General features: G+C 32.9%; 24 protein-coding genes. 9 read left to right on the top strand and 15 right to left on the bottom strand.

Features of this window, described 5'->3' with window-relative positions; translation table 11 throughout:
- Positions 1 to 19 precede the first annotated feature (19 nt).
- Both DMB71_RS12920 and DMB71_RS12915 read right to left on the bottom strand, forming a co-directional pair.
- Positions 20 to 688, bottom strand: a complete 669-nt coding sequence (locus DMB71_RS12920; RefSeq protein WP_111366716.1) for a ZIP family metal transporter — start codon at positions 686 to 688, stop codon at positions 20 to 22.
- A gap of 87 nt (positions 689 to 775) precedes the next feature.
- Complete coding sequence (locus tag DMB71_RS12915; RefSeq protein ID WP_111366714.1) at positions 776 to 1540, bottom strand: class I SAM-dependent methyltransferase; 765 nt, start codon at positions 1538 to 1540, stop codon at positions 776 to 778.
- Between the two features lie 135 nt (positions 1541 to 1675).
- Here DMB71_RS12915 and DMB71_RS12910 point away from each other — a divergent pair, with 135 nt between their 5' ends.
- The 3 genes from DMB71_RS12910 to DMB71_RS12900 all read left to right on the top strand — a co-directional run bounded on the left by DMB71_RS12910 (position 1676) and on the right by DMB71_RS12900 (position 3973).
- Entirely contained in the window at positions 1676 to 2839 is a 1164-nt protein-coding gene (locus DMB71_RS12910) for a THUMP domain-containing class I SAM-dependent RNA methyltransferase (RefSeq protein WP_111366712.1), read from the top strand.
- A 192-nt stretch (positions 2840 to 3031) separates the two neighbouring features.
- Entirely contained in the window at positions 3032 to 3268 is a 237-nt protein-coding gene (locus tag DMB71_RS12905) for a hypothetical protein (RefSeq protein WP_111366710.1), read from the top strand.
- Between the two features lie 12 nt (positions 3269 to 3280).
- Positions 3281 to 3973 carry an aspartate/glutamate racemase family protein gene (locus DMB71_RS12900; RefSeq protein ID WP_111366708.1) on the top strand — a complete coding sequence of 231 codons (693 nt, stop codon included), beginning with the start codon at positions 3281 to 3283 and terminating at the stop codon, positions 3971 to 3973.
- A 151-nt stretch (positions 3974 to 4124) separates the two neighbouring features.
- Here DMB71_RS12900 and DMB71_RS12895 read toward each other — a convergent pair whose 3' ends face one another.
- From DMB71_RS12895 to rlmD, 3 genes are read right to left on the bottom strand one after another with little or no spacing between them, the layout of a single operon-like run.
- Positions 4125 to 4964 (bottom strand): DUF6048 family protein, encoded by an 840-nt coding sequence (locus tag DMB71_RS12895; protein ID WP_111366706.1) that lies wholly within the window; start codon positions 4962 to 4964, stop codon positions 4125 to 4127.
- Complete coding sequence (locus DMB71_RS12890; protein ID WP_111366704.1) at positions 4936 to 5472, bottom strand: DUF6452 family protein; 537 nt, start codon at positions 5470 to 5472, stop codon at positions 4936 to 4938. The genes DMB71_RS12895 and DMB71_RS12890 overlap by 29 nt, the downstream gene beginning before the upstream one ends.
- 7 nt (positions 5473 to 5479) lie before the next feature.
- Entirely contained in the window at positions 5480 to 6892 is a 1413-nt protein-coding gene (gene rlmD, locus DMB71_RS12885) for a 23S rRNA (uracil(1939)-C(5))-methyltransferase RlmD (RefSeq protein WP_111366702.1), read from the bottom strand.
- Positions 6893 to 7051: 159 nt separating this feature from the next.
- On the opposite strand from rlmD, the gene DMB71_RS12880 reads away from it, so the two are divergent.
- Positions 7052 to 8101, top strand: coding sequence for a sensor histidine kinase (locus DMB71_RS12880; protein WP_111366700.1), 1050 nt, complete (start codon positions 7052 to 7054; stop codon positions 8099 to 8101).
- A gap of 49 nt (positions 8102 to 8150) precedes the next feature.
- Here DMB71_RS12880 and DMB71_RS12875 read toward each other — a convergent pair whose 3' ends face one another.
- The 4 genes from DMB71_RS12875 to DMB71_RS12860 all read right to left on the bottom strand — a co-directional run bounded on the left by DMB71_RS12875 (position 8151) and on the right by DMB71_RS12860 (position 11485).
- Positions 8151 to 8561 (bottom strand): hypothetical protein, encoded by a 411-nt coding sequence (locus DMB71_RS12875; RefSeq protein ID WP_111366698.1) that lies wholly within the window; start codon positions 8559 to 8561, stop codon positions 8151 to 8153.
- 154 nt (positions 8562 to 8715) lie between these two features.
- The gene (locus DMB71_RS12870) at positions 8716 to 9702 is read right to left on the bottom strand and encodes an aldo/keto reductase (protein ID WP_111366696.1); all 987 of its coding nucleotides are present in this window, start codon (positions 9700 to 9702) and stop codon (positions 8716 to 8718) included.
- Positions 9703 to 9804: 102 nt separating this feature from the next.
- Positions 9805 to 10692: a cysteine synthase CysM gene (cysM, locus tag DMB71_RS12865; RefSeq protein ID WP_111366694.1), complete on the bottom strand. Its 888-nt coding sequence runs from the start codon at positions 10690 to 10692 to the stop codon at positions 9805 to 9807.
- 1 nt (position 10693) lies between these two features.
- Positions 10694 to 11485, bottom strand: a complete 792-nt coding sequence (locus DMB71_RS12860; RefSeq protein ID WP_111366961.1) for a serine O-acetyltransferase — start codon at positions 11483 to 11485, stop codon at positions 10694 to 10696.
- Positions 11486 to 11675: 190 nt separating this feature from the next.
- On the opposite strand from DMB71_RS12860, the gene DMB71_RS12855 reads away from it, so the two are divergent.
- Positions 11676 to 12377, top strand: coding sequence for a DUF1003 domain-containing protein (locus DMB71_RS12855; protein WP_111366692.1), 702 nt, complete (start codon positions 11676 to 11678; stop codon positions 12375 to 12377).
- 144 nt (positions 12378 to 12521) lie between these two features.
- On the opposite strand, the gene DMB71_RS12850 is transcribed toward DMB71_RS12855, so the two are convergent.
- Complete coding sequence (locus DMB71_RS12850; RefSeq protein WP_111366690.1) at positions 12522 to 12806, bottom strand: DUF2752 domain-containing protein; 285 nt, start codon at positions 12804 to 12806, stop codon at positions 12522 to 12524.
- Between the two features lie 108 nt (positions 12807 to 12914).
- Between DMB71_RS12850 and DMB71_RS22090 the strand changes: the two genes are divergently transcribed.
- Positions 12915 to 13088, top strand: coding sequence for a hypothetical protein (locus DMB71_RS22090; protein ID WP_008462622.1), 174 nt, complete (start codon positions 12915 to 12917; stop codon positions 13086 to 13088).
- A 2-nt stretch (positions 13089 to 13090) separates the two neighbouring features.
- A complete protein-coding gene (locus DMB71_RS12845; protein WP_111366688.1) occupies positions 13091 to 13642 on the top strand; it encodes a Smr/MutS family protein in 552 nt (183 codons plus the stop codon).
- Positions 13643 to 13791: 149 nt separating this feature from the next.
- Here the strand turns inward: DMB71_RS12845 and DMB71_RS12840 are convergent, their stop codons facing one another.
- A complete protein-coding gene (locus tag DMB71_RS12840; protein WP_111366686.1) occupies positions 13792 to 14778 on the bottom strand; it encodes a hypothetical protein in 987 nt (328 codons plus the stop codon).
- Positions 14779 to 14865: 87 nt separating this feature from the next.
- Between DMB71_RS12840 and DMB71_RS12835 the strand changes: the two genes are divergently transcribed.
- Positions 14866 to 15990: a cysteine desulfurase family protein gene (locus DMB71_RS12835; RefSeq protein ID WP_111366684.1), complete on the top strand. Its 1125-nt coding sequence runs from the start codon at positions 14866 to 14868 to the stop codon at positions 15988 to 15990.
- A gap of 65 nt (positions 15991 to 16055) precedes the next feature.
- On the opposite strand, the gene DMB71_RS12830 is transcribed toward DMB71_RS12835, so the two are convergent.
- From DMB71_RS12830 to DMB71_RS12820, 3 genes are all read right to left on the bottom strand, one after another.
- The gene (locus DMB71_RS12830) at positions 16056 to 16616 is read right to left on the bottom strand and encodes an L-threonylcarbamoyladenylate synthase (RefSeq protein WP_111366682.1); all 561 of its coding nucleotides are present in this window, start codon (positions 16614 to 16616) and stop codon (positions 16056 to 16058) included.
- Between the two features lie 125 nt (positions 16617 to 16741).
- The gene (locus DMB71_RS12825; RefSeq protein ID WP_111366680.1) at positions 16742 to 17905 is read right to left on the bottom strand and encodes an acyltransferase family protein; all 1164 of its coding nucleotides are present in this window, start codon (positions 17903 to 17905) and stop codon (positions 16742 to 16744) included.
- A gap of 157 nt (positions 17906 to 18062) precedes the next feature.
- Entirely contained in the window at positions 18063 to 19034 is a 972-nt protein-coding gene (locus DMB71_RS12820; protein ID WP_111366678.1) for a CgeB family protein, read from the bottom strand.
- 60 nt (positions 19035 to 19094) lie between these two features.
- On the opposite strand from DMB71_RS12820, the gene DMB71_RS12815 reads away from it, so the two are divergent.
- Positions 19095 to 19862 carry a lipopolysaccharide kinase InaA family protein gene (locus DMB71_RS12815; RefSeq protein ID WP_111366959.1) on the top strand — a complete coding sequence of 256 codons (768 nt, stop codon included), beginning with the start codon at positions 19095 to 19097 and terminating at the stop codon, positions 19860 to 19862.
- Here the strand turns inward: DMB71_RS12815 and DMB71_RS12810 are convergent.
- Positions 19843 to 20613, bottom strand: coding sequence for a glycosyltransferase family 2 protein (locus tag DMB71_RS12810; RefSeq protein ID WP_111366676.1), 771 nt, complete (start codon positions 20611 to 20613; stop codon positions 19843 to 19845). The two genes, DMB71_RS12815 and DMB71_RS12810, sit on opposite strands and share 20 nt — an antisense overlap.
- Between the last annotated feature and the right edge of the window lie 18 nt (positions 20614 to 20631).

Genomic DNA, 20631 nt, shown 5'->3' with positions numbered 1-20631 from the left:
ACATTTTCTAATTAAAAAATTATAAAAAGAATGCCAATAAAATTCCGAGAACAATCATAGAAACTTTGGCAATATTGAATTTGTGCCCTTCGCTGCTTTCGAAAATAATTGTTGAGGAAATATGGAATAAAATACCAATTACGATGGCTGTTATTTCGGTGTAATATTTACTTAAAAAGGGTAAATATTCTGAAGCGATTGTTCCAAGTGGCGTCATGATGGCAAAGGTCACCATGAAAGCAAAAATGGCTTTTTTATTTAAATCGGCATTAATGAAAAATGTCGTTAAGATTACAGCAATTGGCAAATGATGAATGGCAATTCCGACTGCTAAACCGTGATGATGGCTTACTGGAAAACCTTCTAAAAAGGCATGAATGCAAAGACTAATAAACAGTAGCCACGGAATCTGAGACATTTTTGCATGTCCGTGAACATGTCCGTGTTCGGCACCTTTTGAGAAGAACTCTAGTACAATCTGGAATAAAATCCCGACCATTATAAAGATTCCGATATTATGATTGTGTGATTCGTAAACTTCTGGAAGAAGATGCATTACGGTCAATGACAATAAAAAAGAACCGCTAAAAGCCAGCAGCAATTTTAAATTGGTTTTGTTTTCGGGTTTTATAAACAAAGCCGCGCTATATCCTAAAAGTACAGAAAATAAAGGTAATAAATAGTTCATTTATATTTGTTTAACCGTTGATTCGTTTAATCGTTTAATTGTTTTTGCTTCCGATTAAACGGTTAAACAATTAAACGATTAACCAATTTATTTAAAAATCATGATTAATCTTTCGCTTTCAGTTTTATGGAATTTTTTGAGTTTATAGTCTCCAAAAATGTCCAGCAGGAAAATTCCAGCTTCGTCCATTAGATCCTGAAAGTCTTTCAAAGTTAGTGCTTTTACTTTTTCTGTAAAATGATATTTTCTGCCTTTGTCTTCAAAATCAATTTCTTTGAAAATATGTCCGTCTTCAACATATCTTTTAATGTGAAAATCAATTTCATCAACGGTTTTTACTTCTTGGGGTACAAGGTTTTCAATAACGTTTGCTACGTTCATGAAATCGATAACCGCAAAACCGTATTCAGATAAGCTTTCTTTGATTGCTTTTAAGGTTGTCAGATTATCGTCATCGCTTTCAAAATAGCCAAAACTAGTGAAAAGGTTGAAAATAGCGTCGAACTTTTCTTCAAACGGCTCGCGCATATCATGGACTTTAAAATGCAGTGTTTCGTTACTGTTTTTGCTGGCTTCGGCAATACTGTTTTCAGACAAATCTGCTCCTAAAACATCGTAGCCTAATTGATTTAAATAAATAGAATGACGGCCTTTTCCGCACGCTAAATCCAAAACTTTTGCTTTTTCTGGCAAGTTAAGGTAATGCGTTAAATTGTCCATGAAAACCTGAGCTTCACGATAATTACGATCCTTATAAAGAATGTGATAATATGGCGTGTCAAACCATGAAGAATACCAGTTTTGATTGTCGTCTTCTTGATTCGGGATTGATGCGTTAGGTTCTTGAGACATTTATTCTATTTCAATTAATTCAAAGTCCGGCAAATTTAGTGTATTTTTGCCGAAAAATAACTATTTCGCTTCGATACGTATTTATACCAGTATAATAAAATGTTATAGCGATTGGCTTTTTTTAATTGAAAAAAAATGGAAGAAAATTTTAAAATGATTGCCAAATGTTTTTTTGGCTTTGAAGAAATATTAGAAAAAGAATTGCGCACACTTGGCGCTCAAGATGTTGAAAAAGGCGTGAGAATGGTGAGCTTTAAAGGCGATAAAGGTTTTATGTATAAAGCCAATTTGTCTTTACGTACAGCTCTTAAAGTTCTTAAACCAATTTATTCTCTTAGAGCCAATAATGAGCAGGCTTTGTACAAAGGTATTTCGGGTTTAAACTGGTCAAAATATTTAAATGCGAACCAAACTTTTGTGATCGATACAACAGTGCACTCTACTTATTTCAATCATTCTGAATTTGTTTCTCAGAAATGTAAAGATGCCATTGTAGATCAGTTTAGAGAGAGAACGGGACAACGTCCAAGTATCGATAAACAATACCCAGATTTACGTATTAATATTCACATCGATAAAGATCAGGTTTCTGTAGCTTTAGATACTTCTGGAGCTTCGCTTCATCAGCGTGGTTATAGAACGGCTACGAATATTGCGCCAATTAATGAGGTTTTGGCAGCAGGAATTCTATTGTTATCTGGATGGGATGGACAAAGCCATTTTCTAGATCCAATGTGCGGTTCTGGAACTTTCTTGGCAGAGGCGGCTATGATTGCTTGCAACATTCCAGCAAACATTAACAGAAGAGAATTTGCTTTTGAAAAATGGAAAGATTGGGATAATGATCTTTTTGATAAGATTGTTGACAGTTTAATGAAAAAGACTAGAGAATTTCATTATACTATTAAAGGTTTTGATAAAGCGCCAAGTGCGGTTAGTAAAGCTAAAGATAATATCAGAAATGCCAATTTAGAAGATTATATTAAAGTTTACGAAGAGAATTTCTTTGATACAGAAAAAGAAACGGAAGGAAAGCTTCATATTGTTTTTAATCCGCCTTATGATGAACGTTTAGATATTCACATGGAAAGATTTTATGCGAATATTGGAGACACTTTAAAGAAAAATTATCCAGGAACCAACGCTTGGTTTATCACGGCTAATCTAGAAGCTTTAAAATTCGTCGGATTAAAACCTTCAAGAAAAATCAAACTTTTCAACGGAAGCCTTGAAGCGCGTTTGGTAAAATACGAAATGTACGAAGGAAGTAAGAGAACGAAATTTCAGGTTTCTGAATAGGTGCAAAGTAACAAAGGTTCAAAGGGACAAAGTGAAATACTTTGTCGTTTAGAAAACCGAAACTTTAATCTGAAAAAAGAGTACTAAAAATATAATTTATTATCCGTTAAAAGAGCAAAGCTTTAAAAACCGCAAAGTGAAAAAACTTTGCCCCTCTGAGCCTTTGCAACTTTGAACCTTAAAAATAAAAAAATGTCAAAACTACAACTACGAGCTTTTTTATACCAATTGGCAGCTTTTGCAATCTTATTTCTTGCATTTAGATATTTGATTGCTGCTTATACAGGATTAACAGGAATCTGGATTCCGATGACGGCATTTGTAATCGGGACTATTATTGGACCTAAATTTCAAGCTGTGAGAACCAAAGATGGTGAAAAGCTTTTTATGAAATGGCTTTTTATAAAAGGAATCAAAGAGATTGAATAATCTAGAAAACATATGAGGAAAATTGGACTTATTGGCGGAATCAGCTGGGTTTCTACCTCTGATTATTATACCTTGATTAATAAAGGAATTAATGAAAAGCTCGGCGGATTGAATTTCTCTGAGTGTTTAATTTACTCTTTTAATTATGCCGATATTAAAAAGAATAACGATGCCAACGATTGGGATTCGACTTTTAATATGCTTTTGAAAGCGGCAGAAGTTTTAAAATCGGGTGGGGCAGAAGCTATTCTTTTATGTGCCAATACCATGCATCTCGTTGCTGATAGATTGCAGCAGGCTATTGATATTCCTCTTATTCATATTGCCGAAGAAACAGCGATTGAAATCGAGAAAAAACAGCTGAAAAAAGTAGGTCTGTTAGGAACCAAATTTACAATGGAATTGGATTTCTTCAAAGATAAATTGGCTGAAAAAGGAATTGAAACGATAATTCCTGAGAATGAAGAAGTAAAGGATTTTATTCATTACACTATTTTCGAAGAGTTAGGAAGAGGAATTGCAAAGGAGGAAACGAAAAAACGTTATCTAGAAATTGCGAATGAATTGATAAAAAACGGAGCAGAAGGAATAATTTTAGGATGTACTGAAATTCCGCTGGTAATAAAAGAAGGCGACTTAAATGTCCCAATTTTTGATACTACTTTAATACATACACAAGCTGCAATTAATTTTCAGTTAAGTTAGTTTAGGTACTGAGGTTCTAAGCTGCTAAGGTTCTAAGTTTCGAGCTTGAAATCATAAAAATAAAAAAAAGGCAAATTCAATTTTTTGAATTTGCCTTTTTTTAAACCTTAGAATCTTAGTGCCTCAGGACCTTAGCTCCTTTAAAAAAAAACTATTTCTTTTTCTTAGGTTCTTCCTTTTTTTGAATTTCAGATGCCATGGTTTTTTTCTTATAAATCGGAATAAAGTAAGAAACCGTATAGTTGAAACCAATTCCGAAGTTTCCGTCGTAAGTTCTGTTGAATCCTGGAATATAAAGGTTTTCAAAATTATTAGGCTCTTTATTAGTCGTCAGAAGTTTAAGCTGTACGCCAAAACCAACAAAGACGTTTCTAAAAACTTGCGCTTTTAATCCCATTGCAACTTCGATCCAAGTAGCTGTAAGTCCGTTGTATTTTTGACCTTCTGTTATAGGCGGTAATTCTCCCCAATACGGATTCGGATTATAGATTTTGTAATTAATCAGTTCTTGACTAAAAGAACTAAAACCACCACGAAGTCCTATCGTAATTAGGTTTTCCATATCTAGCCAGTTTTGATAAAAATTATAATCAAAACCTGCTTTTAGATACGTTCCATTTGCCGCAGATGTTAATCGGTCATCTTCTGTCGTTTTGTCTTCATAGCCTAATTCTGCCGCTATATAGTATTTTTTTGTCAAGCGCCAGTCTCCAACAAACTCGATTCCTTTATAGTCTTTATCATAAAGTCCGCGGGTCAGTTTGTACAAGTCAACACCAACACGAAGTCCGTAGCGATCAGTTTTTACAACACTGTCTTTTTGAACTTCCTGAACTTCGGGTTTTGCCGCTTTTACAGTTTTTTCTGTTTGAGGCTTTTTAGCTGTTATTGTGTCCTTATTTTTAGAAATCTCAGGAACATCCTGAGCGTAACCTAAAAACATTGAAAACAATAATGAAAGACTAGAAATAAACTTTAATGTGTGTTTCATTTTCAGATTCAATGTTAGGGTTTTCTAAAATAACGTCGGTCATCCAGATACTATCTCCGTCTGGATCAGTCTGAACAAAAGGAAGAACGTTTCTTAACTGAAAGATAGTTTTAAATCCACATGCTCTAGAAACATATACATTTTGTGTACTATAGTTAAATTTAAGTACGTCTGTATTAATCGCCGCGGGATTTAATGAATTGTAAATAAACTTGAAAGTAACTGTACTGTCATTTACTTTTAACGGAATCATAACGGTGCTTGCATTGGTGACATACCTTGATGGATCATCTTCTGCAAGATTTTCATTAAAAACAATCCCCTCTTTCATTTCGTCACCAATAACTTTTAAGTTGCTGACATTTTTAGTTTTTGTCGGATTTGCAATATCATAAAATGTAATAACCAATCTAGGTGTAGTTGGTGTATTGGCATCACAGATATCATCTTTCTCACAGCTAGATAAGCCAAAAGTAAAGAGAAGTAAAAGAGAGATTAGTTTTTTCATCTATTTTTTATCGAAGTTCTAAAAGTACAACATTTTCAACATGATGTGTCTGCGGAAACATATCTACAGGTCTTACACGCGTTACTTTGTATTTTTCATCCATTAAAGCTAAATCACGTGCTTGAGTGGCAGAATTACAGCTTACATACACGACTCTTTTTGGAGCAATTTTTAAAATTTGCTCTACTACGTCTTTATGCATTCCGTCACGAGGCGGGTCTGTAATAATAACATCTGGTTTTCCGTGCTGTGCAATAAAAGCTTCATTAAAGACAACTTTCATGTCACCAACAAAAAACTCGCAATTTGTAATATTATTGCGTTCTGCATTGGCTTTTGCATCAATAATAGCTTCTGGGACACTTTCTACTCCAATAACTTTTTTTGCTTTTTTAGAAACAAACTGAGCGATTGTTCCTGTTCCTGTATACAAGTCATAAACAGTCTCATTTCCTGTAAGACCAGCAAAATCTCTGGTTATTTTGTATAATTCGTAAGCTTGGTCAGAATTAGTCTGGTAGAAAGATTTAGCATTAATGCTGAATTTTAAACCTTCCATTTCTTCCAAGATATAATCTCTTCCTTTGTAAAGAACAACGTCTTGATCGTAAATAGTATCGTTTTGTTTTCCGTTTACTACATATTGTAATGAAGTGATTTGTGGAAACTTCTCATATAAATGGTCAAGAATTAATTCTCTGTTTTCTTTGTCATCTTCAAAAAACTGAATTAATACCATAATTTCTCCTGTCGAAACAGTACGAATCATAACGGTTCTCAATAATCCAGAATGTTCTCTAGGATTAAAAAACGCTAAATTATGCTCATTTGCAAAAGCTCTGATTTCGTTACGAATAGCATTTGAAGGATCTTCTTGCAGATGGCATTTGTTGATGTCCAGAATTTTATCCCACATTTTCGGAATATGAAATCCTAAAGCGTTTCTGTTTCCTAAATCTTCAGTACTTCCAATTTCTTTTTCTGTAAGCCAACGGCTGTTAGAAAAAGAAAATTCCATTTTATTTCTATAAAAGAACTGTTTCTCAGAACCTAAAATATCTTCAAATTCTGGAAGCTCTATTTTTCCTATTCTTTGTAAATGATTTTTAACTTCATTTTGTTTAAATGCAAGCTGTTGGCTATATTTCATATTCTGCCATTTACAGCCTCCACACACTCCAAAATGCTCGCAGATTGGCTCTACTCTATATTCAGATAATTCATGAAATTTTACAGCTTTACCTTCGTAATAAGCCTTTCTTTTTTTTAATGTCTGTACGTCTACAACATCTCCAGGTACCACATTCGGAATAAAGATTACTTTTCCGTCAGGTGCTTTGGCTACTGAAACCCCTTTTGCACCAGCATCAAGAACTTGAATTTGATGAAAGACAACTTTGTCTGTATTTTTTCTTCCCATAGCGCAAAAATAAGCCTTTGAAAACTTTTACAAATTTAATTTTTGAAAAAATTTAGAAATTCTTCAAAATATTAGTTTAATTGGCGATAAAAGTTAATTTTGTTTTGGCAATTACCTCAGTAAAAATAGCTATTAACCTACGCTTAGTCTCATTTTTTTATGAATTTGTATCATAAACTCTCACAAATCAGCTTTCTTAAAAAAAGTTATGCTTTTAAATTCCTATTTGTTGCTTTCATAGGTATTCATATTCCGTTAATTGGAATTTTGTTTTTTGTTTTATTTTTTGAACATGAGGTATCATCGACTTCAATTCTTGTTTTTTCTTTAATTATGACATTGCTGGCAACGGCAATAACACTTTTGGTTTTAAATAAGTTGATAAATCCTATTGCTAAGGCTTCAAAAGCTTTGGACGACTACAGAACTTCAAGAAAATTGTCTGATCTGCCAACAGAATATACTGATGAAGCGGGACTTTTGTTGTGCAACATACAGGAATCTATTAATGAAGCTGAGAATTTTATTAATGAAAAACAGGATTTAATCTATATGCTTTCGCACGATTTGAAGAATTTTGCTGGAAATCCGCAAGCTTTGGCTCAATTGATCATTAGCGAAAATCCATCAGAATCGGTCAAGAATCTAGCCGAATTGATTTGCGAATCGACTGATCTTCAGTTTAGATATATCGAGAACTTTATTAAACTGCTAAAAGAACAAGACGATGTTGCAAAAGTAAGTCCAGATGCTAAAATGATTGTATTCTCTAATATTCTTCCTTTTATTAATGAACAAGTGGAGCAAAGATTATTAGACAAAAATATAAGACTGGATTTAACAATAGAATGTTCAGAAGCTAGACTAAGAATAGATGAAGGACTTTTGATTCAGGTTTTAGTAAATCTAATCAGCAACGCGATTAAGTTTTCTTATTTTGAAAGCGAAATAAAAGTCAGAATCTTTTCAGAAAAATCAAAATTGATTATAACAGTAAAAGATCACGGAATAGGCTTTGATAAAAATCAGATTGAAGAATTATTTAAAAAATTCACCAAAATGAGCCGACTTGGAACTGCAAGCGAAGGTTCTACGGGAATTGGACTTTATTTGTGCAAAAAAATCATTGAAAGAAATAAAGGACAACTGACAGCATCAAGTAAAGGAAAAAATAAAGGCGCCGAATTTAGAATTGAATTTGATATTTAAAAGAAAAAAAGCTTGTTAAGATTTTAGTCCAACAGCTTTTTTAAGTTTTTTAATGCAATACAGGATCGTACGATAATTGTGGTTTCCCATCAACACATTTTACGCCTGTTGGCTGTATAACCATATTATCGCAAAGTATAATAATATTCCATTTTTTATTAAAGTCAGCATAAGATTGATTATATGCTTTCACTTTGTCTAAGAAAACTGTTGTATTGGTTTTTTTAGAGTAAGCAATGTAGCTATTTCCGCCGCAAACTGTTGTTGTAGCAATACTTGTAAAAGCCCAATCATTAGAATCTGTGCACTGTTGAGTATTAATGCCAGAAAGTTGTGCGATTTCCTCATACATTCGGTCTAACTTTGCTTTCTCTTGTTCTTGAGTAGTTGAAGAATCGTCGTTGTTGCAAGAAATGAATGTTAGTGATGCAACGAATAATATAAAACTTAGTTTTTTCATGGTTAGTGATTTATGGTTAGTTTTATTATTAGATGTGCTGATAAAGAAAAGGTTGCGTTTAAGCTGTAAGAAAAATTTTCTTTAGTGGTTTTAAGATTTCAAGATGCTGAAATTATTGCGAATTTCAACATCTTAAAAAACTTTTATATAAGTTTTACCAAAGCTGATGAACAGAAGATTTGATCAAATCGTTGTAGATTTTATTCATGGCAGCAATCTGCTCTGAAGTTAATTTTGGAGTATCGTAAACCGATAAATTAGATAGAACGTGTTCTGTTTTTGATGCACCTGGAATAATGCAACTTACTTCATCAAAACTCAAAATCCACTGAAGAGCAATGGCTGCTAGATTTTTTGATTCTGGAAATAAAGCTTTTAATTCCTCAACTGCTTTTAAACCTAGTTCATAATCAATTCCAGAAAAAGTTTCGCCTTTATCAAAAGCTTCTCCGTTACGATTAAAATTACGGTGATCCTGAGGTTCGAAAGTAGTTTTTGAATCAAATTTACCAGTTAAAAGCCCGCTTGCCAGTGGAACTCTTGCGATAATTCCAATGTCTTTCTTTTTGGCTTCTGAGAAAAATAATTCAGAAGGGCGTTGGCGAAATAGATTGAAAATAATCTGAACCGTTGTTACGTTCGAATATTCGATAGCTTTTAAAGCTTCTTCGACTTTTTCAACGCTTACTCCAAGATTAAGAATTTTTCCTTGATCTTTTAATCGGTCAAAAAGTTCAAATATTTCAGGACGATAGTAAACTTCTGTAGGCGGGCAGTGCAATTGAATTAAATCAAGTGTTTCTAAACCAGTTCTTTTTAAACTGTCTTCAACAAATTTTTGAAGCACTTTTGGAGTATATCCTTCATTCACATGCGGATTTATCTGGCGTCCGCATTTTGTGGCAACAAAAATTCGTTCAGAACGAGAGCGAACCACCCTTCCAACGGCAGTTTCACTTAATCCGTTTTCGTAAACATCGGCAGTATCAATAAAGTTTACGCCATTGTCAATAGCCGTATTCAAAAGCTCGTCGGCCGTTTTATTGTCAAAACCCGATCCCCATTTTCCTCCAACTTGCCAAGTGCCAAGGGAGATTTCGGAGATGTTAAAATTTGTTTTTCCTAGTTTTCTATAATTCATTTCTTTTTAGGTTCAAAGGTTCAGAGGTTCAAAGGGACAAAGTTTTTTTAGGGAAAGTTTAGAAACTTTGTCCCTTTGAACCTTTGTCGCTTTGTACCTTCTTTAGTCAAATAAATCCGAAGATAAATAACGGTCGCCACGATCACAAATTACAGCAACCACAACTCCAGACTCTAATTGTTCAGCGATTTTTAGAGCAACTGAAACAGAACCTCCGCTACTCATTCCAGCAAAAACGCCTTCTTCAAGAGCCAATCTTTTGGTCATAGCACGTGCTTCTTCTTCGCTCACATCGATAACCGTGTCAACTTTAGAAGCATCAAATATTTTTGGAAGATATTCCTGTGGCCATTTACGGATTCCAGGAATCTGAGAGCCATCGCTTGGCTGCGCGCCAATAATCTGTACGTTTGGATTCTTTTCTTTCAAATAAGTAGAAGTTCCTATAATGGTTCCAGTTGTTCCCATAGCAGAAACAAAATGCGTTACAGTTCCGTCAGTATCATTCCAAATTTCTGGTCCAGTTGTTTTATAGTGCGCTTTCCAGTTGTCATCATTAGCAAATTGATTTAGCATCAAGTATCCGCCTTGAGCGACTTTTTTATCTGCATAATCTCTAGAGCCGATAATTCCTTCGCTTGCAGGTGTAAGGATAACTGTTGCACCATAAGCACGCATAGTCTGAGTACGTTCTTTGGTTGAATCTTCTGGTAAAACCAATTCGATTTCAATTCCAAACAATTGAGCAATCATAGCCAAAGCAATTCCAGTATTTCCGCTAGTTGCTTCAATTAATTTATCTCCTTTTTTGATGTCGCCTCGTTCCAAAGCGGCAGCAATCATATTGTATGCAGCTCTGTCTTTTACACTTCCTCCCGGGTTGTTTCCTTCCAGTTTCAGTAAAAGTTTGACGTTTTTATTTTTAACCAGATTGACCGTTTCCATTAATGGAGTATTGCCAATTAGGTTTAATAATTTATGTGAATTCATGTTATTTTTTTTCTTTTATTTTAACTTCAGTAGTTGTGGTGTTTAAAACGATAGAATCTGCGGGAATAGATTTTGTAATCCAAGCATTTCCTCCAACAATACTGTTTTTTCCAATTACAGTTTCTCCGCCCAGAATAGTTGCATTGGCATAAATGCAAACATTGGCTTCTACAGTTGGATGTCTTTTGGCATTTTTCATTTCTTTGCTTACACTTAATGCACCAAGCGTAACCCCCTGATAGATTTTTACATGTTTTTTAATAACAGTAGTTTCGCCAATTACAATACCTGTTGCGTGATCGATAAAAAATGGAGATGCAATATCGGCTCCGGCATGAATATCTGTACCTGTGATTCTATGCGCATATTCGCTCATCAAACGAGAAAAAAGCAATAAATCGAGATGATATAATTCGTGGCTTAGTCTGTAAATTGCAATCGCATAAAATCCAGGATACCCCAGATAAACCTCATCAATACTGTTTGAAGCGGGATCGTTTTCAAGAATATATTCGGCATCTTGATTTAGCTTTTCTAAAACTCCGGGAAGTTTTTCTAAAAAGCGGTCCCAAATTGATTCGCATAAATTTTGAGGTTTTTTGCAAGCCAAAACTGCAATTTCTTTAAAGCGAAACTCTAGTTCGTCAATGCTTTCGTCCAACGCCGCATTCGAATCAAATAGGGTATAAAAAAGCTTTTCTGTAAAGTCTTCCGTTTTGGTTTTAATGCCGTAATTTATGTGTGAATGGCTCTTTAAAGCTCGTATATTTTGTATGATATTGTCTTTTGTCACAATGGTAAAAATGAATGAATAATTTTGGAACGTTAAAAGTAAGGCGTTTTTTGGAAATAAAACCACGATTTAACTAAAGAAATTTTCTTTGCAAAGTTTGATTTGTGATAAAAAACGAATTCTAAACTGTTCTTTTTTATGCAATTCTTAAGAAGTTTATTGCGTAAATTAGCTTTTAAAATATATTAAAATGAAAAACAGCCAAACATTTAAAAGTGATATTTCTGGGATTTCTTTTCCCGAAAATGAGAAAATATATGGAAGAGCAATTCATGATCCGATTTTGGGATTAATTAAAAAAGAATATCCTGATTTTGATGGTGAAGACTGCATTTCTATAAATGAGTTAAATGTTTATCGCCAAAAATATATTTCAAATTATCTTTCCTCCGAAATTGGAGCGCTTTCTGCAATGGAGAAAAATGTAATTTCTTCATTGAAAGAAGATAAATCGATTGTGAGCATTGTAGAAGAAGAGGAAGAAACGAGGAATTTAGGGCAGATAGTGGCCGATAAAGTGGCTGATTTTGGAGGAAGCTGGACTTTTATTATTTCTTTCGTGGTTTTTATTACGCTTTGGATTGGCTCAAATGTTTTTATTTTTTTAAACAAAGGATTTGATCCTTATCCGTTTATTCTCTTAAATCTAATTTTGTCTTGTGTGGCAGCTTTGCAGGCACCTGTTATTATGATGAGTCAAAACCGTCAAGAAGAAAAAGATCGTAATCGTGCTAAAAAAGATTTTATGATTAATCTGAAATCAGAATTGGAGATTAGATTAATTCACGATAAAATTGATCATTTGATTATGCATCAGCAGCAAGAATTGATCGAAATTCAAAAAGTTCAAATAGAGATGATGAACGATATTTTGGATCAGATTAAGAAGTGAAAGATATTTAAAATTCCAATTTTTAATCCCGATAGCTATCGGGACAAATTCCAAAAAAGAGCGAAGCGATTTTTAGAAAATCTAAAATCTAAAATCTAAAATCTAAAATCTAAAATCTAAAATCTAAAATCTAAAATCTAAAATCTAAAAATAAAAGTGCTTCAGGTAATATCCACCAAGCATAAAAAATAGATTTATAATGGCCATTCTCCAAATCATTTTTTTATAATTTCTTGACTTATCTAGAAAATGAAAAGCTGAAAAAATGAAGAGTAAAAGGCAGGTGTAAATTGCTGGATACATTTTAAAGGCTGCTAAAAAATCGCCTTGAAAAAGTAAGAATAAAGACCTCTGAAAACCACACCCCAAACAGTCATAACCAAACACGGTTTTGAACATACAAGGAAGCATATATTTCTCTAAACTCATGGCAGATCTTTTTTGCAATTTTACTAAAAAATTATGACAAACGTTTGGAGTGGTATTGAGGGACTTTCTGAAAGTTTTATATTTTTGAAATCTTAAAATAAAGAGAGGATGAAAACTTTTAAAATTATAATAATGATTCTTGCGATTTCGGTTGCGTTATACGAACAGGTTTCGGAAGAAAAAAACATCTATATCATGATTGCTGCAATTGTAGTTTTCATGTTCGGAATGATGCAGCTGAGTGCAAAAACACCAAGTAAAAATAACGACAAAGAGGAGTAGGAATGCTGGCAAAAGGAGATAAGGTTTCAGTATTAGATGAAGCCATAAACGGAACGGTAGTTTCGGTTAAAAATAACGAGGTCTTAATTGAAACGGAAGATGGTTTTATGATGACATTTTTAGTCAATGAATTACTTAAAATTCAAGAAACCAGTAATTTAATGAATTCTATTAAAAGAATTAATTTAGATGAAGTTTCAAAAGAGAAAACTGAGCCAAAACCGAGAAGTTTTGTCAAAGAAAAGAAAGAAAAGCGTGATGTTGGCGTTCCAGAATTTGATTTGCATATCGAAAAATTGGTTCCTAATAAACGCGGAATGTCAAACTATGATATTTTGACACTCCAGACAGAAACGGCAAAAAGACATATTGAATTTGCGATAAGAAATCGCATTCCGAAAATCGTTTTTATTCATGGAGTTGGCGAAGGAATTTTAAAAGCCGAACTTGATTTTTTATTGGGCCGTTATGACGGAATTGATTTCCAGGATGCCAATTATCAAAAATATGGTCTTGGAGCTACAGAAGTTTATATAAGACAAAACAATAAATAAAACAGCTTTTAAGGGCATAAAAAGCCTACTTGTAAAGCATAAAAAAACGTCTGTTTTTTGATTCGATTTAGTTGTAAAATCATCTCAAAAAACAAACGTTTTTTTGTAAGAATTATTTCTGCTGATTTCTTCTTAGAAATCTGTGTTTTTTAGATTGTTGCTGCTCTAGTAATTTTTCCAAGAACAAAACTGCTTCCCAATTTAAAACTGCTGTTTCCTTTTTGTAAAATTACATTTTTAAGCACGATTGTGTGCTCGTAAACTTGTCCAGTTAAAGTAGTCGTTACTTCAATAATTCCACTTGTATTGGCAACTCCAAGTTGGCCAGTCCAAGTCTCTTCAATTGCAGGTGCTGATGGTTGTATTTTAGAGCAAACAAAAGCTGGTGTTATAGATCCGGTTCCCTCTTTTGCAGTTTTGTAAAACACTTTATTTTGTGTTGCTGTTATTAAACTTGTGCGAGGTTGGTTGGTTGGAGTAACAACATTGACAAGTAAAGCAGGATCGATATCATCAATAGATAAGTAAAATGTATTATTGTAGTTGTAAACTCTAGCAATTTCGTCACACTCATAAGCAGAACCATTTGGGTTTGTTCTAAAAGTAAGATTGGCAGGTGTTACTATAGTTTTATACAATCCAAATTCAAATTTTGGTTCGATCTGATCTCCTGCAGGCTTTTGAAAAGTAATATTTCTAAAAATTATACTATGGGTATATCCTGTTATTCTTGTTCCATCGTCAGTTTTGTTCGGTTCTTCATTTTGAGTTGTTGAAATTTCAATTATACCGTTTGTTGCAAGCCATTCTTCAGTTACTTTTGGAGTGCTTGGAGGAATTAAACCGCAAATGTTTTCTTTTGCAACAGCTCCATCATAAGCTCTATAAACAACATTATATGTTTTTGCGTCTATAGTATAAGTGTATTCACCCGGATCATTTTTAATTGATCCTTCTGGCATTTGAAGTAGTAGAGCTTCCTGAGGCTTAAGTTTGTAAAGCAAGGTATTTGTTGTAACATCACAAGCTTGAGATTCTGCAATATCTTCAAAATCTATTTTATCTACAGTCAAATCTCCATCATCGCATCCGTTTAAAAAAAGAGCAAATAACAGGAGGGCAGCATATTTTTTCATCGTAAAATTTATTTGGGTCAAAAATAGTGAAAAAATTGCCAAATGATATTTAAGATTTGACAATTGATATTTCTTAACTTTGCAGCAATGAAAAAAGTATATCTAGATAATGCCTCAACAACTGCCATGCGTCCTGAAGTAATTCAGGAAATGACAAAAATAATGCTTGAGGATTACGGAAATCCATCGTCTACGCATAGTTTCGGAAGAAACGGCAAAACAATATTAGAGCTTTCGAGAAAGAGCATTGCGAAGCATCTTAATTGCACTGCTCAAGAAATAATTTTTACTTCTGGCGGGACTGAAGCCGACAACTGGATTCTACGTTCTGCAGTAGAAGATTTAAAAGTTGAAAGAATTATTACTTCAAAAATTGAACACCATGCGGTTTTGCATACCGTTTGGGCGCTTCAGGAAGAGTACAATGTTCAGGTTGATTACGTGAATGTAAATGCAGACGGAAGTTTGGATTTAACGCATTTGTCAAATTTATTGTCTGATGAAAAAAAGACAATAGTAAGTTTAATGCATGTAAACAACGAAACGGGAACTGTTTTAGATCTAGATCGCGTTAGCTTGATTTGCAAGCAGTATAATGCTCTGTTTCATTCGGATACAGTTCAGTCTGTAGGGAAAACTGAAATTGATCTGCAAAAGACTCCGGTTGACTTTATTTTGGCAAGTGCACATAAATTTCACGGGCCAAAAGGAATTGGATTTGCTTTTATCAGAAAAAATTCTGGTTTACAGCCTTTGCTTTTTGGTGGTGAACAAGAAAAAGGACTTCGTGCCGGGACAGAAGCCGTGCATCAGATTGCTGGAATGGCAAAAGCTTTATCTATTTCTTATGAAAAACTAAATGAAGAAAGAGCTTATATCCTTGGAATAAAAAAATATCTAATTGAACAGTTAGAAATTCATTTTCCAGATTTTAGAATAAACGGAAAGAAAGATGATTTCTATAATATCATCAATATTATTCTGCCTTTTTCATCAGACAAAACTTCGATGCTGCTTTTTAGTTTGGATATGAAAGGAATTGCAGTTTCTAGAGGAAGCGCTTGTCAGTCTGGAAGTATAAAACCTTCACATGTCTTAAATGAAATGCTTTCGGAGACTGATTTAAAATTACCAAATCTCCGAATTTCATTTAGTCATTATAATACCAAAGAAGATATCGATTGGCTTATTGAGAGTTTGAAAACCCTTTAAGGTTCAAAGGCTCAAAGAGACAAAGGTTCAAAGTGAATTAACAATTTATAATTAACAATTCACAATTACTTGCGAATTACTTTTACTTGAGAATCGCTAGTTAGTTTGATGATGGTAGAAGATTTTCCGTTGATTTTGTCTTGGTTTAATTTTACAACATAATCCACGCCATTGATAATTTCAGGACTGATGTCTTTGAAACTTTGTGGTGTTGGCTGTCCAGAAATATTGGCCGAAGTAGATACCAAAGGTTTTTTCATTCTTTCCATCAATTTGTAACAGAAAGGCTCTTTTACCAATCTAACTCCAAGAGATTTGTCGGCAGCAATGATGTTTGGAGCTACGTTTCTTGCATTGTCAAGAATTAGAGTAGTTGGTTTTTCAGATAAATCTATAATTTGCCATGCTACTTCTGGAATGTCTTTAAAAACATTATACATCATTTTTTCGCTGTTCATTAAAACAATCATACTTTGAGTTTCTGCTCGCTGTTTTAATTTATAGATTTTTGCAACAGCTTCTGCATTTGTAGCATCACAGCCAATTCCCCAAACGGTATCAGTTGGGTACAAGATTATGCCCCCGTTTTTAATTACTTCGTATGCGTTGATGATTTCCTCGTTCATTTTATAAATGTATAATTTACTTCATTAAGACAGCAAAGTTATAAATTTTACTTGTAATTGTTTTTCTAAAGACTTTGCAAAAGAAATCGAAGAGTTTTTAAACTATTTTGAATAAAGGGGAATGCTTATGATTTTACTGATTTCGATTTTGATTTCGTCTTTGCAAATTCCATAAGAGGGTGCTCAATGTACTTGAATGTTAACTGGCTGATAAGGATTAGTGGGAGGATTGATGAAGCAATGATAGACCAAAATTCAAAATCTGTTAACTCTTTGGCTCTTTCAAAACCAATGATAAAGTAAAAAAGGACGAATAATAAAGTACCATGAATTAAATAAATACTATACGTTATTTGTCCAAATTTTCGAGAAAAAGTACTAGAAAGAATTCCGAAAAAGTTATTTCCAGAAGCAATTATTATAAATACGATTGAAGTAATAATGACTGGAATTGGTTTTCTTCCGCTATTGAAAAAATAAACAGAGCAAGCAACTAGTAAAATAGCTAAAACCGCATATTTTTTTTGTTTTAAAATAGTGCCAAATGTATTTTTGCTAACTACTAAAGCCGCAATAATACCTCCAATAAAAGGCAGAAAGTGTCTCAAGGAAGCACCATTGATAATCATTATAAGAGCCGCTGTAATGGTGAAAGAAACAATGATTTTATAATTTACTTTAATCGTAAAAAATAGGGCAATAAGAGGCAGTAAGAAATAGAAAGCCCATTCATAAGGCAATGTCCAAGTTACACCAGCATTTAGCAAGAAGCTATCTTCTAATCCGTTGATGTTTAATCCTTTTTTAACATTGAAAAATATCCATGAAAGTATGGCTAGTATATTTTCTGAGAAAGGAATTCTAGATTTGAAATTGGTTAAATAACCTGCTATTAAAAAAATAATCCCAACTGAAAAAAGATACATAGGAAAAAGTCTGTATAGACGAGCATTGATATACGCCGACCAATTGATTTCCTTGTTTTTACTGTTGATTAATTTTAGAGTAAATAAGAAAGCAGTGATGACAAAGAAAAAAGCAACCGTAGTCTGTCCAAAATGATTGAATAAATTTGATTTTGGCTCTTCCCATTCACCTTTTTGAAGAAAAAAACGCCAAATATAACTGTGATGCAGGAAAACAAAAAATGCAAGGTAACCTCTTAAGCCATCAATTTCTGGATAACGAACTTCTTGCACATCTATTTTTACCACTCTATTAGTAAATGCTACAGAAATAATTAGAGCAAATAAGATAAGAAAAGAACAAAGCAAGAAAGTGGCTGTCATTTTTTGAAAGGATAGTTTTTTATTAAGGTGTTTTTTGATAAATTTTTAATATTTCGGCAAAAATAGAAAACATTTTCAAATGCAAAAATAGTAGGGTTAAAATTATCTTAAACAAAAATACGAATCCTTACAAGCCTAAAATCATTTTTATTATTAATTATGAAGAAGAGTAAGAGTTGTCTTGAAAAATAACATAATTTGTCCAGCCTTTCAAAGTGTATTGATTCAAAATGGAATCTGGAATTTTTTCATATTCATTTTCAAAAAAAGCTACCGGTATAACTGGATTTTTTTCGTCGATAATCAAAATATTATTTGGATTATAAAAATCGTAGTTTTTGATATCTGCATTAGTAGTTATCAATTTCTTCTCTAAACCCAAACTTTCAAAAACTCTGAAAGTAAGTCCGATTTGACCAAGTCTGTTAATGTCTAAAAGCACTTTCGAACGATTGATGTAATCATTTACTTCACTCAAAGGCATGTGGCTTTTTATGTAAGTGATATTTTCGTCATTGTCTTTTTGCTTTTTATCATAAACAATGAATTTGAATTTTGAATGCTGCGAAGCCAAATTAGCGGCAATTCTTTTTAATATCGGAAGTCGCTTGTCAATTGAGCTTATATTAAAAACATCATATTCAAATTGATTATTATGGATTGCGTTTTCTGAATTATAAATCCAGTTTGGAGCAAATTTTAAATTGTATTTTTCACAGTCTTCTTTTTCAAACGAGAAAACCTCGTCGAAGCAATGAAGAACACGTTTGATTTTTGGGCAACGATAAGTGTTGTCATTAAAGAATCCGATTGATTTTTTTGTGTAATTCTTAAATTCTAAAATGCTTTTCGGAGTTATAAAATCTCCTTTTATGGTTAAAATTACATCTTGAATCTGATTATTTTTCTTTAATTCATTGATGATTTCTTTTCCGTAATGCTGATGCTTCAGATTTGTTTTAAAAAACGCTTTTAATATAACATTATACGCTTTATGAAATACAGAAGGATATTTATATTTGAATGTATTAAAATCGATATAACGAACCGTATGGCCTTGTTTTTCTAAGTCTGCCGCTATATGTTTGTTAAGTCCCCAGTTGTCTAAACTTATAAGAGTAATATGCATTATCTACGAAATAGTTTTTATTAGTTGGTAAAACTAGCTAAATTTGCTGAAACAATTTTTATGATTTTAAGATTAAATCGCGGATATGAAAAATTTGAAAATATTCTTCTTGAATATATTCGTTTTTTTGATACAAAAGGAGAGGACTTTGTAATTGGCCAGCGCAATCAGATAAAACTTTTTGATTTAGACGATGAAAAAATAAACATAAAATCGTTTAAGGTTCCGCACTTTATCAATAAAATCGCTTATAAATACTTCAGAAAATCAAAAGCAAAACGTTCTTTTGAGTTTGCAAACAAATTGCTGGAATTGGGTGTTGGAACTCCAAAACCTATTGCATTTGCGGAATTTTCATCAATATTAGGTTTAGAAAAAAGCTTCTACGTAAGCGAGCAATTGCAGTGTGATCTTACTTATAGAGAATTGGTAGAAATTCCTGATTTTCCAGATCGCGAAAATATCTTAAGGCAGTTTACTAAATTTAGTTTCAATCTTCATGAAAAAGGAATTGAGTTTTTGGATCATTCTCCAGGAAATACTTTAATTAAAAAGAATGCCAGCGGAAATTATGATTTCTTTTTGGTCGACTTAAACAGAATGGAATTTCATGATTCGATGCCTTTTGAAATGCGTATGAAAAACCTTTGCCGTTTGACGCCTTTAGAAGAAATGGTGGCAACAATGAGTAATGAGTATGCTAAATATTATAAAGCCGAATCTGAGGAGAAGATTTTCGAGACTTTATGGAAATATACTTCAGATTTTCAAGAGAAGTTTTACAGAAAAAAGCGTCTGAAAAAGAAGCTTAAGTTCTGGAAGAAGTAATTCTTCGTAATTCTTTATAGCGAATATAAACGCTATAGGCATTCAAATAACAAATAATTACTCCTTTTCTGCCATCCAAAAAGCCAAAACGGATTATAAACTGATATAAGAAAGTGTATAAAGGATGGAGAAACTTCAGTAAAAATCGAGGTTTCATTCCTTTTGCAAATTTTTCATTGGCTTTAAGGATTCCATAATTATACATTTTTGATTTATAATCTTCATAGGAAGAATAAGAATAATGTATGATTTTATGTTTTAATGAAGCAATTTCTCCGTTGACGATTAATTTTTCGTGAACAGTTCTTTCTTCATTGTATCGACACTTCAATTTATCAAAAAGTCTAAAAATCTTATCAGTCTGCCATCCGCTGAAATTTAATCTGCTGTTTTTAAACATAAAAACGCGATAGATAAAATAAGCGCTTGCCGCATTTTTAGAATTAATTGCAGTAACGATTTCAGACTTTAATTCTGGTGTGAGTTTTTCGTCGGCATCAATAAATAAAACCCATTGATTTTTGACTTGGTCCAAAGCAAAATTTCGCTGCGAAGTATAATCTATAAAAGGATGTTGAATTAATTTTACCTTTTTGAAAGATTCAACAATGCTTACTGTTTTGTCAGTGCTGTAGGAATCAACAACAATTATTTCATCAGCAAAATCAACGTCTTCAAGAAGCGATTTTATATGCTTTTCTTCGTTAAGCGTAATAATCAGAACTGATAATTTCTGCTTTTCACTATTCATTATAGATTCCTTTTACTT

The organism is Flavobacterium tistrianum (assembly GCF_003254545.1).
GTDB lineage: Bacteria > Bacteroidota > Bacteroidia > Flavobacteriales > Flavobacteriaceae > Flavobacterium > Flavobacterium tistrianum.
Note: the sequence above shows the minus strand (reverse complement) of the source record. Positions and strands in the feature narration are given on the sequence as shown.